General features: G+C 67.4%; 11 protein-coding genes. 4 read left to right on the top strand and 7 right to left on the bottom strand.

The window, feature by feature from the left end; all coding sequences use genetic code 11:
• Positions 1 to 254: 254 nt before the first annotated feature.
• From gor to rpiA, 3 genes are all read right to left on the bottom strand, one after another.
• On the bottom strand, positions 255 to 1,649 hold the full coding sequence (gor, locus tag KL771_RS23990) for a glutathione-disulfide reductase (RefSeq protein ID WP_261971038.1): 1,395 nt from the start codon (positions 1,647 to 1,649) through the stop codon (positions 255 to 257).
• Between the two features lie 219 nt (positions 1,650 to 1,868).
• Positions 1,869 to 2,366, bottom strand: a complete 498-nt coding sequence (locus KL771_RS23985; RefSeq protein WP_261971037.1) for a DUF2059 domain-containing protein — start codon at positions 2,364 to 2,366, stop codon at positions 1,869 to 1,871.
• Between the two features lie 21 nt (positions 2,367 to 2,387).
• Complete coding sequence (rpiA, locus tag KL771_RS23980; protein ID WP_261971036.1) at positions 2,388 to 3,077, bottom strand: ribose-5-phosphate isomerase RpiA; 690 nt, start codon at positions 3,075 to 3,077, stop codon at positions 2,388 to 2,390.
• A 322-nt stretch (positions 3,078 to 3,399) separates the two neighbouring features.
• On the opposite strand from rpiA, the gene KL771_RS28325 reads away from it, so the two are divergent.
• The 3 genes from KL771_RS28325 (at position 3,400) to KL771_RS23960 (ending at position 6,507) form a co-directional block, all read left to right on the top strand.
• Positions 3,400 to 5,100: a methyl-accepting chemotaxis protein gene (locus KL771_RS28325; protein ID WP_315901524.1), complete on the top strand. Its 1,701-nt coding sequence runs from the start codon at positions 3,400 to 3,402 to the stop codon at positions 5,098 to 5,100.
• A gap of 271 nt (positions 5,101 to 5,371) precedes the next feature.
• Positions 5,372 to 6,193, top strand: coding sequence for an ABC transporter permease (locus KL771_RS23965; protein ID WP_261971035.1), 822 nt, complete (start codon positions 5,372 to 5,374; stop codon positions 6,191 to 6,193).
• A 155-nt stretch (positions 6,194 to 6,348) separates the two neighbouring features.
• The gene (locus KL771_RS23960; protein WP_261971034.1) at positions 6,349 to 6,507 is read left to right on the top strand and encodes a hypothetical protein; all 159 of its coding nucleotides are present in this window, start codon (positions 6,349 to 6,351) and stop codon (positions 6,505 to 6,507) included.
• Positions 6,508 to 6,574: 67 nt separating this feature from the next.
• Here KL771_RS23960 and KL771_RS23955 read toward each other — a convergent pair whose 3' ends face one another.
• The 4 genes from KL771_RS23955 to KL771_RS23940 form a co-directional block, all read right to left on the bottom strand.
• Positions 6,575 to 7,186: a hypothetical protein gene (locus KL771_RS23955; protein ID WP_261971033.1), complete on the bottom strand. Its 612-nt coding sequence runs from the start codon at positions 7,184 to 7,186 to the stop codon at positions 6,575 to 6,577.
• A 214-nt stretch (positions 7,187 to 7,400) separates the two neighbouring features.
• Positions 7,401 to 8,906, bottom strand: a complete 1,506-nt coding sequence (locus KL771_RS23950) for a caspase family protein (RefSeq protein WP_261971032.1) — start codon at positions 8,904 to 8,906, stop codon at positions 7,401 to 7,403.
• A gap of 115 nt (positions 8,907 to 9,021) precedes the next feature.
• On the bottom strand, positions 9,022 to 10,419 hold the full coding sequence (locus KL771_RS23945) for a serpin family protein (RefSeq protein ID WP_261971031.1): 1,398 nt from the start codon (positions 10,417 to 10,419) through the stop codon (positions 9,022 to 9,024).
• Positions 10,420 to 10,572: 153 nt separating this feature from the next.
• Positions 10,573 to 12,132, bottom strand: coding sequence for a trypsin-like serine protease (locus KL771_RS23940; protein WP_261971030.1), 1,560 nt, complete (start codon positions 12,130 to 12,132; stop codon positions 10,573 to 10,575).
• Positions 12,133 to 12,647: 515 nt separating this feature from the next.
• Here KL771_RS23940 and KL771_RS23935 point away from each other — a divergent pair.
• Positions 12,648 to 13,556: an OmpA family protein gene (locus KL771_RS23935; protein ID WP_261971029.1), complete on the top strand. Its 909-nt coding sequence runs from the start codon at positions 12,648 to 12,650 to the stop codon at positions 13,554 to 13,556.
• Positions 13,557 to 13,760: the final 204 nt, after the last annotated feature.

The raw sequence follows: 13,760 nt of genomic DNA, 5'->3' as shown, positions 1-13,760 counted from the left end.
ACAATGCCCGAACCCGGAAATCGATCGGCCGAGGGGCCGCCGGTCGTGTCGGACCGGGACCTCCTGTCGAATTTCGCGATGTTCGGTTTTGGGTTCCGCTCGTCAGCTGCGGATCATCTGAACGCTCTCGAGCGTTCCGGCATACGCCTTCCTTTGAGGCTCGTCTCAAGCGCAGCGCTGATAGCAGGCTCGCGAGCGGAAGACAACGCCCCCCGCTTCGGCCTTTCGGACCGCGCCGCTTCGTCTCCGACCGGTCAGCCTCCTGCCGCCGGGATCCGAGCCGGGTGCCGCTCCGACGGGACCCGCATCGTCACCAGTTCTTCCGCGGCGGTCGGATGCACCGCCATGGTGGCATCGAAATCGGCCTTGGTGGCCCCCATCTTCAGCGCGATCCCGATCAGTTGCACCATCTCGCCGGCATCCGGACCGACGATGTGGCAGCCGAGCACCCGGTCGGTCTCCCCGTCCACCAGCAGCTTCATGAGCATGCGTTCCTCGCGGCCCGACAGCGTCGCCCGCATCGGCCGGAAGGTGGCGCGGTAGACGTCGTAGGCCCGGCCGGTCTCGATGACCGCATCCTCGGTCAGCCCCACCGTGCCGACCTCCGGCGTGGTGAACACCGCCGTCGGAACCAATTGGTGGTCGACCGTGACCGGCCGGCCGCCGAATACCGTGTCGGCAAAGGCATGGCCCTCGCGGATCGCGACCGGGGTCAGATTGAACCGATCGGTCACGTCGCCGACCGCATAGATCGACGGGACCGAACTGCGGCTCTGCGCGTCGACCACCACCGCGCCCTTGGCATCGAGCGCGACGCCGGCCGCCTCCAGGCCGAGACCGGCCGTGTTGGGACGGCGCCCGATCGCCATCATGACAGTGTCGGCAACGAGCCGCCCGCCCGAGCGCAGGGTCACGTCGAGACCGTCCGCGGTCTTCTCGATCCGGCTGAAGATATCGCCGCAAACGATGCGGACGCCACGCCTTTCGAGTTCGGCATGGACATGCCGGCGGACCTCGCGATCGAAGCCGCGCAAAATCTCTTCGCCGCGATAGACCAGCGTCGTCTCGGTGCCGAGCCCGGCCATCAGCGAGGCGAACTCGACTGCGATATAGCCGCCGCCGGCCACGACCAGACGCCGCGGCTGATGCTCCAGATGGAACATCTCGTTCGAGGTGACGACATGCTCGACGCCCGGGAGGCGTTCGTCGACCTCGGCCCGGCCGCCCGTCGCGACCAGAATGGTACCCGCCGTGATCCGCTCGCCAGTGGCAACCAGTTCGACCGCGTGCGGCCCTGCGACCACGGCCCGGCTTTCGAGAATGACAACGCCGGCCTTGGCGAGATTGGACCGGTAGATCCCTTCGAGCCGCGCGATCTCGCGGTCCTTGTTGGCGATCAGGGTCGCCCAGTCGAAGCGGGTCTCCCCGACGGTCCAGCCGAAGCCGGCCGCATCGGCGAACTCGTCGGCAAAGCGCGACGCATAGACCATCAGCTTCTTGGGCACGCAGCCCCGGATCACGCAGGTGCCGCCGATGCGATATTCCTCGGCGATCGCGACGCGCGCACCGTGCTGGGCCGCGATCCGGGCGGCGCGCACGCCGCCGGACCCGGCGCCGATCACGAAGAGGTCGTAGTCATGGCTCATCACGCTTGCCCCGAACCGGTCCGGCTGCCCCATCGCCCGCCGGCCCGTCGGGCAGCGGGCCGCCCGGCTCGTGCCGACGGCGCGGGAATAGATCCGCCGGGCGCCGCATAACCGGCGCCAAGCCCTCATTTACGACCGGGCGATGCGACTTTCACGCCCGGCATGGCAGGTCACCGGAATCCGATGGTCCTCCCGCCGGCCGGCGACCTGGAGAAGATCAGGTCAGAGCGCGTGACCGCGCGCCTTCATCTCCTCGCGCACCTTCGCCACCATGTCCTGGGACAGCTGCTGCTGCCACTTCACGACGAACTGGGCCGAGGCCGCCACCATGCCCTGGGTTTCGTTGGCGAGTTTCTTGCCGACCGCAGAGTTGTAGAACTTGGCGATCTCATCCAGTTCGGCCTTCGAGAATTTGGAGGCCCAGATCCGCTGGATCTCCTTGTCGAGGTCGACGCGACGGGCAGCCATGTCGATGGCGACCTTGTTGGTGACCTCTTCGATGGTCGGCATCAGCGCCGGATTGGAGCGCTGGAACAGGCCCTTGGTCTGCTGTGCGACCACCAGCAGGATATTGTCGAAGCCCTCGGAAACCCTCGACGCCTCAATGGCGGCACGGGCGGAGGCGATGTGGTCCTTGGCAAACTCCTGGGCCGCGGCGCCGCTCGAGAGCGCAACGAGAACGCCCAGAACGGCGAGAGGCTTGGCGAGGGTTCGGATCATCGATGTCACTCCGATGGATGGTCAGGGCTCGAGAAGGGAGACCCCGCCCGGTCCCGCCACGACGGCGAGACTGGCGAGGCCGATGAACAGGCCATGCTCCACGCAACCCGGAATGCCGGAAAGCGCCAGTGCGAGCGCTTCTGGCTGCGGAATCCGGCGAAAAGATGCGTCGAGAATCAGATGACCGCCGTCAGTCAGGTAGGGTCGGTCGCCGGCCATCCGCAGTCGCACCGGACCTTCGAGGCCGAGTGCCGCGGCCCGCGCCACGATGGCGCGACGCGTCGCCTCCAGGCCGAAGGGCACCACCTCGATGGGCAGCGGAAAGGCGCCGAGCTCGGCCACCACCTTGGCGCTGTCGGCAATGACGATCATGCGGGCCGAAGCCGCGGCGACGATCTTCTCGCGCAGCAGTGCCCCGCCGCCGCCCTTGACCAGCGCCAGCCGCGGCCCGATTTCGTCCGCGCCGTCGATGGTCAGGTCGAGCTCGGGCAGTTCGTCCAGCGTCGCCAAGCGGATGCCGAGCGAGGCCGCCAGTGCGGCCGTGCGCTCCGAGGTCGGCACGCCGATCACGTCGAGCCCAGCGGCCACGCGCGGCCCGAGCAGCTTGACGAACTCCTCCGCGGTCGAGCCGGTCCCCAGGCCAAGCCGCATGCCCGGACGGACATGGGTCAGCGCAACCTCGGCCGCCTTCCGCTTCAATTCCGCACTCATGCCATCCGACCGCCTGCCGATCGCCGGCCCGATGCCGGCGGCTCTCCATACTCCAGCCCGCCGCCGCGGGCCAGTGGGTCCGGGTCAGGCCCGGTGCCCACACCGTCGGTTCTCCGTGCGGATGAAGAAGCGGAGGATGCAATTCGACCAATGCCGTAGCGTCCGGGCCATAAGTCCCGCGAGTATGCCACAATCTTAGGCAGTACATTCGAATTCTCTTAACTGTTCCCTTACCATATCGGTCGACCCTGACTCGGCCTCCTTCTGCCCTGGTCCGTCTATGCTCCGACGATTCCTCGCCTTCCGGTCGCACTCCCCCGGTATGCCTGCAGCCGATCCTCCGGCGCAGGAGGATTCCGGCGCGCCGGATCGCCCGGCCGCCTCCCAGGCTGCGATCGCCGAAGTCGTCGCGCTGATCGAGGGGGATCTGAAGCGCGCGGAAAGCCGACTCGCCGGCGTCGTGCAGGCCATGCTGCAGGCCGCCGGCACCAGCGCGGAAGCCGCAACCGCGATCCGCAACGATGCCGGAAGGCTGGCCGGAGAGACCGAGACGGCGCGCAGCGACATGGTCGGACTGGCCGAGGCCATCGGGAGTTTCGCCGCGGCCAACGGCGAAGTCGGCCGGCAGGCCCAGCAATCCGACCGTCTCGTCGCCGAGGCCGAGGATGCCGGAGCCGCGGCGACCCGCAGCGTGGCCGATCTGCAGGGGGCGGTCGGACAAATCCAGTCCGTCGTGACGCTGATCGCCGATGTCGCCGGACAGACCAATCTGCTCGCCCTCAACGCCACCATCGAGGCGGCGCGCGCGGGTGCCGCCGGCCGCGGCTTCGCCGTGGTGGCAAGCGAGGTCAAGGCCCTGTCGGTCGAGACGCGCAAGGCGACCGACGAGATTTCCCGCCGTATCGCGACCTTGCACCAGACCGCCGAGACCTCGATTGCCGCAGTATCGCGGGTCATCGAAACCATCGGCCGCATTCGCCCGGCCGCAGCCGCGGTGGCCAGCGCGGTCGCCGCGCAGGAGGCGCGGGTCGCCGAGGCCAGCCGCAGCGCGACGGAGACCACCGGCTTCACCGAAGGCGTGGCAGCACGGGCGCATTCGATCCGGGCCGCGACCGATCAGGCCGTCCGCGTCGTCCAGGACGTCGAGACCGCCGGAAACGCGATCGGCCGCTCGGTCCAGGAAATGACGCGCCAGCTGGTCACGGTGCTGCGCCAGACGCCGGAGGCCGATCGCCGACGCTTCGACCGTTGGCCGGTCGAACTGGCCGGCCAGTTCCGCGGACGCCACGCCGCGACCGTGAAGACGGTCGACCTGTCGCTCGGCGGCGTGCTCGTTGCCGTGTCCGGCGAGGCGCCCCGCGTCGGCGAGCCGGTCTCGCTCGACATTGCCGGTATCGGACCGGTCGATGGGCATGTCGTGGCGAACAGTCCGCTCGGCTGCCACATCGCCTTTCGGACGCCGGTCCCGGCCGCCGTTGCGGCGTGCGTCGTCAAGGTCGCGGCCGACTTCGAGCAGGGGATCGAGCGCGCCAAGCGCGGGGCGGGCGCGATCGGCGAGACGCTGGCCGCCGCGATCCGGCGCGGCGAAATGTCGTCCGCCGACCTGTTTGATACCGACTATGCCCCGATCCCGGACAGCGACCCGCAGCAATATGCCAACCGGGCCTTGGGCAGCCTCGACAGACTGCTGCCGCCGATCCAGGAGCCGCTGCTGGCGGAGGATGCGCGCATGACCTTTGCGGCGGCCGTCGACGTGAACGGCTGGCTGCCGGTACACAATCGGGTCTATTCCCATCCGCAGCGCCGCGGCGATCCGGTCTGGAACGCGGCCAACGCCCGCAACCGCCGCATCTTCGACGATCGCGCCGGCCTCCTCGCCGCGCGCAACATGCGCCCGTTCCTGGTGCAAAGCTATCCGCGCGACCTCGGCGGCGGCAAGATCGTGATGATGAAGGAGATCGACGTGCCGATCCTGATCGACGGCCGTCATTGGGGCGGCTTCCGGACCGCCTACCGATACTGAGCCGCCCGGATCGGCGGCCGACGGCCGGACGAGCCCGATCCGATCAGAACCCGGTGATGCGCGAGCGCCCTGCGGCGATACCGGAACGGGCTGCCTGCCCGCAAGTCCGCAGAATTGACAGCAGATTTGACCGTGAACACGCCGTCCGGGCCAATCAAGTTATCAATTCGGTCATCTCATGTTATCGAAATCTCATACTTCGATGCTTTGTACTCAAGTCCTCGCATGATAGAAGCGGCGCTCGTCTCTTGTCCGAGGAGCATCGCATCACATGGGACACGCCAAGAGCCACAAATCTCCTTACGGCTCACCGGCCTTACTACTATACAATAACATCAAGGCTCTGTTCCATCGCGAATTGATGATGAGCAGCCGGGGACGACTCGGCTTTGCGGGCATCTTCATCGAACCGCTTGCCTTCATCGTCGGAATGTCGCTGCTGCGCTACGAGATGAACCCGGCACCGCCGCTCGGCAGCAGCATGATGCTGTTCTTTCTCAACGGCGTCGTGGTTTTCTACTGCTTCAACCGTACGGAAGCCGACATCTCGGCTTCGATGACCAAGAACAAGGTCATCCTCGCCTTCCCGGTGATCACCCCGTTCGATATCTATGCGACCGAATTCATCATGACCATGTTCGTCATGCTGACGATCTATCATGTCTTCCTGGTCAGCCATAACTTCTTCATTCAGAGCTTCTATCCCGACCAGGTCATATGGCCGAAAGATATCCTCCGCGTCTATTTCGCCATCCTGATGGCCGGTCTGTATGGATTCGTCCTCGGCGTCTTCAATGCTTCGCTGGAGGTCTTCTTCCCGGTCTGGGGCAAGGCCTACTCGATCGTCCGCCGTGCCCAGTACCTGTTCTCGGGTAAGATGTTCGTGGTCGACTACATGCCGCCGACCATGCGCGAGATCATCGTCTGGAATCCGCTGATGCATCCGATCGAACTGGCACGATCAGCCTTCTACAGCCAGTATGAGAGCAAGTCGGTCGACCTCGGCTACTTCTTCACCACCATGCTGTGCATCGCGGTGATCGGCTTCGCGCTCGAGCGTTTCGCCCGCAAGCGGCTGACGACCGAGTCCTGATCGTCTGCCGGCCTCTGCCCTGGCGCCGGGAAATCACGAGGAACCCGCCAATCCGATAGGAGCCGGCGGGCCTTCCGCCGCTCGGCAGCCATCGGCATAGTCGTCTCCAAGGATCGGGCACAGGATCCCGACCTGATCACTTGAGGGAGACGACCATGACCCGCAAATACGCCACCATTGCTTTCGCCGCCGCCGCCATGATGCTGGCTGCCGCCGGCATGGCTGAAGCCGGATACTACGATATCTACGGCTTCTATCATCCGACCTGCCATTGGGTCCCCGGCTATTTCGGCCCGGTCTGGATGTGCAACTGATCCGGACCGCATGCCCGCACCGCTCTCGACGGCCGCCTGATCGGCGGCCGTTGCCGTTTGCCGCCGATCAGACGCCGGCGCCGGCGCGCGATGCGAGGATCTTGGTGCGCAGGTCGCGCACGGTGGCGCCGAAGATCTGTTCCATGACGCCGGTCGACCGCACCAGCACGGTGCCGTAAGGCGACTTGACCCGATCCAGGAAGCCGCCCTCCGCGGCCGCCACCGCCAGCTTGCGGGCGGTTTCGGTGGACATGACCGTCACCAGGAAGCGCGCGAGATTCGACTGATCGAGCTGCCCGGGCCGATCGCGCCAGTTCTGCAGCAGCCGCGGTAGGGTATCGGACGTGAACATCGCGTCGAGCAGGCGCTGCTTGCGCAGACCCAGCCGCCGCATCTTCTCGGCATCCTTGGTCAGCCCGACGATATGGGCATTGTGCACGTCTGCAAGCTGTTCGATCTGCTCGACCTCTTCGATCCCCCGCGCGCGCAGCAAGAAGAAGAATTCCGCGAACTGGTACATGGATTCGATGCGCAGCGTGTCGAGCACGTCCGGATCGCGCGACAGGCTCGCCGAGGCAAGCCGCTCGGAGAGTGTGGCCCGCGACCACAGCAGGCCTTCGAGCAGATCGAGATCGGCCGCGATCGCCTGCTGATCGGCAAAGATGTCGTTGTCGCTCATCGCCTCCCCCCGGGCCACCGGATGGAACGGCGGCCGAGCGATCCGGGCCGCATCCCATCCGGCGAATGCGCCGCGAGCCTAGCGCAAGTTCTCGCCGGACGGAAACATTCCGACACGACGCGGCAATGGGAAACAAGGACTTGGGTCGCCAGCGCGGCCGTTCCGGCAATCGGCCGCGGGGTCCCGGCGGACGAGGCCGGGTGCTGGCATCGGGTCAGTTCAGCACAACATCCTCGGCAATCTCGTCATAGAAGGCAGGCTGCTGGACGTGCTTGACGCTCTGCGCCAGGTCGCGCACCTCGCGCTGCAATTGCTTGGCGATCTGGAGGTGGGTCAGCCCGGGCTTCTGAAGCAGCGGGATCAGGCGTCGCGTGAAGATCGAGTTCGGATCGCGGTCGGTCTCGGACAGCCGGTCGAGCGCAAGCTGGCCATAGCCGGCCGACATCAGGACGAAGGTCCCGCTCTGGGATTCGATCCGGCCGAGGCCACGGGTCGGCACGCCGCCGCGTGCGCCCTCGATCGTGAAGGGGTTGTCCCGGCAGGCATCGATGATCGCCACCACCTTCGCCCCGCCGGCGCGACGCGTGCGCTGGATGAGCGCATCGATCGAGACGGCCTCGTCGCGGATCAGGCCCGCGGCTCCGGCCGGGACCTTCGGCATGTCGACGGGCAGGATATAGCCGGCATTGTCGATCGAGACGCCGTGACCCGCATAGTAGATCAGGGCCACCTCGGCCTTGCCGATCGTGGCTTCGAAGTCGGCCACCAGGCGATTGATCGCGCTGCGGTCGAGATTGGTCCCCTTGCGAACGTCGTAGCCGATCGCCGTCAGCACCCGGGCAACAGCATCAGCATCCGAAACCGCCCGCTCGAGGCGATCGATATGGACGTAGTTGTTGTTGCCGATGACCAGCGCGACCCGCCGGCCGGCGCGCGGCACGACGGCGCCGGCCACCGGCGCGACGGCATTGCCGGTGGCCGGCGGCGGAGCCGCGGCCACGCCGGTCTCCGGTCGCGACGGTCCAGGCGCGGGAGCATCGGGCGCCTTGGCGACCTGGAGGTCGCCCGGCACGTCGAAGAACTTGGCCGGGGCCGAAATGACCACCGTGCGCATGCCCTGCTTGTAGAGATCCGCCAGATTGGCATCGAGCTTTGCGGCGCGGTTCCAGTCCCGCTGGCCGGCGGCCCGGTCGACGCGGCCGTTCAGATTGCCGCGATTGTTCCAGGCGCCGGCATTGGCGGGCTCGGCAGCGATCGCCCGATCGAGCAGCGCGATCGCCTCGCGGGTGCGGCCGGCATCGCCGAGGACGGTCGCCTTGTTCATCAGAGCGCCGACCAGTTGGGGATCGAGTGCCAGAGCCGCGTCGTAGTCGGCGATCTGCCGTTCGGCGCTCCGTGTCACGTCCCGATGCCAAAGACCGCGCCCGAAATAGGCGCTCGCCGTCGGATGCAGGCGGATCGAGGCGTCGAGATCGGCCTTCTGCCGGTCGCGGTCCTTGCGCGATCCGTAGGCGACGGCGCGGTTGAACAGGGCGCGGGCGCGGGTTTCGGCCGAGAGCGACGCGCTGTCCGCAATCCGCGTGCAGGCTTCGATCGCGGCGGCCGCATCGCTGCCCCGGCACCGCATCCAGTCATCCTGCGCGGCCGCCGGCGCGGCGGCCAATGCCCAGGGGGCGGCCAGGAAGGCTGCGAGAACGACGTTCCGGACTGATGGGATCATGATCGCTCGGGCCTCGACCGGGTGACGGGGCTTGGTGGCGGGGCTTGGTGGCGGGGCTTGGTGGCGGGGCTTGGTGGCGGGGCCGGACGGCGCACGCGCGCCGTCCGGCCGTCATTCACTTGGCGGCTGCTTTGGGCAGGCCGACATAGCCGGCCATCACCACGAGACCGGTCGGCTTGTGGCGCAGGGCGAAGACGAACGGTTTGTCGAAGGTGACGCGCGGCAGGCGCGGGCCGGCGGAGCGGGTGACGACCGCAGCCGTCGCCCCGGCCGCCACCGTGCCGGCCTCGTCGACCGCGACGACCGTCTTCTGCAGCATGGCGGAGAGCGACAGGCCGTCGGCGAAGCCGGCCAGGCTCTTCGGCGAGGCGAGGCCGGCGGCAAGACCGCCCTGTTTCAGGAGCGGCAGCAGATCGCGGCTGTTCTCGGCCGAGAAGCCGGGCAGCGACAGTTCGATCTCGGTTTCGGCGAGGCCCTCGCCGGCCAGCAGGGCGGGCGCCGGCGCCTTGGCGAAGGCGGTGGCGTCGGCCGGAGCATCCGTTGTGGTGACCAGCGTCATGGCATAGCGCGCATCGCGATAGGGCAGTTCGACCGCCGCGAAGCGGCCCTGCACCTTCATGGCGAACGGCTTGCCGTCGATCCGCATGGTCGGCACCTCGGCCTTCTTGCCGTCGCCACCGGTGAAGGGCATCGGCCGCGTATCGGCCGGATCGAACGGCACCGCCCAGCAGTCGCGGAAGTGGAAGGCGTTGACGGCGACCATCGCCGTGTTGGCGCCGGGCGTGTCGAGGATGGTCGGGATCAACCCTTTGGTGGCCTCGGACACGAAGCCGTTGACCGCCTTGACGCCCGCGTCGGTCGTCAGCGCGACCGTGCGGACCGGGACGCCGGCTTCGGCCAGCAGGGTCTCGCCGATGCCAGGCTTCAGGCCCAGCCCCTCGTCGACGAACAGCGCATCGGCGGAGGCGAGCGGCCCGGTGCCGGGCTTGTCGGCACCCAACCGGCGCAGCGCGCGGCGCAGTTCGGCCGCCTTGGCGGGGGTCTTCTCCCCGCCGAGAAATTTCTCGATGCCCTTGCGCATCGGCTCGTCGGCACCGAGTTCGAGCGCGGTCAGCACCGCGGTCAGACCCGTCGGCGAGACGGTCACGGTCTCGGCCGAGCCGGCCGGCGCCAGCTTGGCCAGGAGCCCGAGGGCGAGGCCGGTCTGAGAGGTGCCGACGGCCTTCTCGGCGGCGCCGATCGGCCAGGCGACGGATCCGCTCGGACCGCCTGCCGCACAGCCGGGCTCGGACCCGGCGGCTGCCGTGGCAGGCGGGGCTGCGGTGGTCGCCGGTGCCGGCGTGATGGCGGCCGGCGCCGGGGTCGCGGCAACAGATGGGGCCGGGGCTGCCGCAGGGGCTGGCGTGCCGGCCGGCGGCGGTGCTGCCGGCGCAGGCGTAGCATCGTCGGACAGGCCGGCGGAGGTGCCGGCGATCAGGAGGGCTCCGGCAAGCCACAGCGATGTGCGGTTCATGAGTCGTCTCCGTCGGGGGCCAAACGGTCGGACCTGATCCGCCGCGGCTCTGTCTTCATCTCGGGACCAGACAAGCCGCCGCACCGGCCCGGTCTGCGGGCCAGGGGCGGCGGGGCGGCGCAGCGCCCGTTCCGGGGCGCCGCGCCGGGCGGCTCACTGGACGATCTCGTATTCGAACTCGGACACCGCACGGTCGGTCGGCGCCTCGACCTTGACGGCCTGGATGCCGCGGGTGCGGACCTCACGATCGACCAGTTCGGCCAGCATCTGGTCGAGATTCGGAATGTCCGAGCCGTCGGCATAGCGGCCGAGCACATCGTCGACCTTGACGCGCTCGGGCAGGACCAGCGCGATCAGACGGTTAGGGCCGACCGGCGGGGTGACCTGGAAGCGGAAGCCCTGCTGGCGCTGCTTGGCGGAGGGAACCCCGAGAAGCCGGCCGGCGTCGATGCGGGCGATCGCCCCGTTCTCCTGGCCGCTGGGCATGCCCTTGGACGGGAAGATCTGGTAGGAGCGGCCGTTGGAGTCCTGGTTGAACAGGGCGAGCCGGCCGCTCACCGACGAGATCACGCGGATATCCAGGAACTGGCCGACCTTCAGCCGCAGACCCTGCACGATCTCGACTTTGACCTGGGCATTCTGGCTCGGCTTGTCGGTCGTCTGGGCGCCCTGCGTGACGGAGCCGAGCGCCTGTTCGGTGCCGGCGACGACCGGCTTTTCCGGCCCCGGCTGCGCCTGGAAGTCGGCATCGCTGACGCGTTCGCGGATCCAGCGCTCGAAATGACCGACCGAGGCATAGACGCCCGGCAGGTTGGGACGGCCGCAGCCCTTGCCCCAGCTGACCACGCCGACCTGCAGGAACTCGCCGTTGCGACCGGGCACGAACATCGGGCCGCCCGAGTCGCCCTGGCAGGAATCCTTGCCGCCCTTGTCGTAGCCGGCGCAATAATTGGCATTGGTGATACGGTCGTTGCCGTAGACTTCCTGGCAGCGGTTCTGCTTGACCACCGGAACGTCGACCTGCATCAGCTGGGCCGAGGCGTCGCCACCTTCCGAGGTGGCTCCGAAGCCGATCACGGTGCCCTTGCGGTCCGGCACCACCAGCTGTCCCATCAGCGGCCCGCTGGCGAGACTCTGCCGCGGCGACTTGGCCGTACCGGACAGGCGCAGCAGCGCCACGTCGTTCAGGGTGCGCGAGCCGTCATAGTCCGGATGGGCGACGATCTCGGCCACCTGCACGTCGTTCTTGCTGCCGCCGTTCAGATCGTTGGTGCCTTCGCGGATGAAGAAGCTGGCATTGCTCTGCTTCTTCATGGCGGCGGCGCAATGGGCCGCAGTCAAGATCCAGCGCTCCGAAATGACCGTGCCGCCGCAGAAGTTGAACGGCTTCTCGCCCTGGCGCTGGATGAAGATCGCCGCCATGCTCGGCCACTTGCCGGCCTCCGCCTGCGTACCGTCGAGGATGCGGTCGGTGCGCGTCCGGCTACGCGCCAGATCGTCGATGCTCGGCTCCTCGTCGAAATTCGACGTCCGCCCGAGCCCGCGCATCGGGTCCGCCTGCGCCATGCGCAGCAGGCCCGCATCCGCCTCGGCAGCCACGCCGGTGCGCATCGAGATCGCCTCGCCTGCGGCAAGGCCCGTCACCAATGCGACGCCCAGCACCGCCGCCTTGCGGGCGCGCCGGCCCGTTCCCAGAACCTGCTTCACGTCCATCGTCGTCCCCCCGGTCTCGATTGGAGGCCTGAATTCTGTCCGAAGCCGGCACGACCTCCGCGCCTCTCCGCTGGACCAGACTATGAGCCCAAACCCGCGCAACCGGCAAGACAGGCCCCGGAGCTATAGAATAAACAACACGGCATTTTTCTTGCCTTCCATTCATCGATCCGTTCGTTCTTATGCCTTGAACTTCCAGTAATTTCACAATCTCCTACCAAAATTAAAAAAATAAATATGTATTGATGCTATTGTTTGACGCTTATAAGCTCGCACACAAGACATGTTTACATATATTTACATTTCATATTACGATTTTTATGAATATCTATATCGTGTATGGACGGTTATTCTGCATTTTTACGCTTGGCGATCCGGCCGACCGATTCCGACGCCCCCCGCCAATCGAAATGTCACCCTGCAAAGGCACCGCATCCGCGACCGACTTGCGGCCGGACGCGATGGCGGCAAGGCTGCGATCCTGCCGACAGACGGTATCGTCCAGGAGACAGCCCATGCAAAAGCGACTTGGCTTGGCGGGAATCGCATTCGGCGCCCTTCTCTTGGCGCCGGGGCCGGCCGATGCGGCCGCCTGCAGGGACGTGCTCGAGGTCTTTGCCACCGCCGTCAAGACGCGGGCCCGGGACGATGCCCTGGCGCAGCTGGCCCCCATCGCAGACGCCTGCCCTGAGGGAATCGCCGCCAAGGCCCGACACGCCTATGGCGCGATGCTGCTGCGGGAGGTCGACGACATGTCCGCACGCGGCGCCGGCGACGATCGCATTCGGCCCCTGGTCGAACAGGCCGCCAAACATGGCGGCCTGTGGGATGCCTGGTGGCGGCTCGCCGACCTCGATCTTCGGATCGGCCGCTACGCGGCGGCCCATCATTCCTTTCGCCAGGCGATCGAAAGGCTCGACAGTCTGGCAGAATTGCCGGCCGATCACCTTTCCAAGACGAAATTCCTGCGCAACCGTGCGGAGGAGACCTACTTGTTGGCAAGCACCGCCGGGCAGGGCGCCGACCTGAAAGCCCCACAGGATGTGAGGTGCCGGTGCGGGTGCTGCCACGCCACCCGCCGGGCGATCAGTGTTCTCTTCGGCAACGGGTCGATCGCTCTGGGGCCGGCAGCCCGCCGCGAACTCGATGCCCTTGCGGCGAGGCTGCGGACTGCCGAGACGCCGGTGATCCGAATCGTCGGCCACACCGATGGCCGCGGCCCTGATGCCCGCAACCTGGCGATCTCGAAGCGGCGGGCCGAAGCGGTCGCACGCTATCTGACGTCGGCAGGGGTCGCGGCGCGATACGACATCGTCGGTCAGGGCAAGCGCGAGCCGCGCCCGATCGAGCAAACCGACATTTATCCGCGTGGTGCGATCGATATCCTCAACCGACGGGTCGACATCACCTGGGATCCGTCCTGAGCCCCGACGCCGGACGACGCTGGCCGCCTTGCGGCCGGCTCTAGAGCCAGCCCTTCTCGTCTGGATCGAAGCGATCCAGACGAGAAGGGCTGGCTCAAGGTGTTGATACTGGAGCATTTCCTTATGGATCGGATGATTCCATCCGATCCGGAAATGCTCTCGGCTCCTACTCGGTACGGTCGAAACAGGCAAGGGGGGGGGGGG

Source organism: Prosthecodimorpha staleyi, assembly GCF_018729455.1.
Taxonomy (GTDB): Bacteria; Pseudomonadota; Alphaproteobacteria; order Rhizobiales; family Ancalomicrobiaceae; genus Prosthecodimorpha; species Prosthecodimorpha staleyi.
The sequence above is the reverse complement of the archived record's forward strand: the minus strand, read 5'-3'. Positions and strand labels throughout refer to the sequence as shown.

What these genes read in the sequence shown, in the direction of transcription:
- KL771_RS28325 (WP_315901524.1), top strand. Translation starts at nt 3,400, where the DNA reads ATGCCTGCAGCCGATCCTCCGGCGCAGGAGGATTCCGGCGCGCCGGAT.
- KL771_RS23940 (WP_261971030.1), bottom strand. Translation starts at nt 12,132, where the DNA reads ATGGACGTGAAGCAGGTTCTGGGAACGGGCCGGCGCGCCCGCAAGGCG.
- KL771_RS23960 (WP_261971034.1), top strand. Translation starts at nt 6,349, where the DNA reads ATGACCCGCAAATACGCCACCATTGCTTTCGCCGCCGCCGCCATGATG.
- KL771_RS23950 (WP_261971032.1), bottom strand. Translation starts at nt 8,906, where the DNA reads ATGATCCCATCAGTCCGGAACGTCGTTCTCGCAGCCTTCCTGGCCGCC.
- KL771_RS23965 (WP_261971035.1), top strand. Translation starts at nt 5,372, where the DNA reads ATGGGACACGCCAAGAGCCACAAATCTCCTTACGGCTCACCGGCCTTA.
- KL771_RS23935 (WP_261971029.1), top strand. Translation starts at nt 12,648, where the DNA reads ATGCAAAAGCGACTTGGCTTGGCGGGAATCGCATTCGGCGCCCTTCTC.
- KL771_RS23985 (WP_261971037.1), bottom strand. Translation starts at nt 2,366, where the DNA reads ATGATCCGAACCCTCGCCAAGCCTCTCGCCGTTCTGGGCGTTCTCGTT.
- KL771_RS23955 (WP_261971033.1), bottom strand. Translation starts at nt 7,186, where the DNA reads ATGAGCGACAACGACATCTTTGCCGATCAGCAGGCGATCGCGGCCGAT.
- KL771_RS23945 (WP_261971031.1), bottom strand. Translation starts at nt 10,419, where the DNA reads ATGAACCGCACATCGCTGTGGCTTGCCGGAGCCCTCCTGATCGCCGGC.
- rpiA (WP_261971036.1), bottom strand. Translation starts at nt 3,077, where the DNA reads ATGAGTGCGGAATTGAAGCGGAAGGCGGCCGAGGTTGCGCTGACCCAT.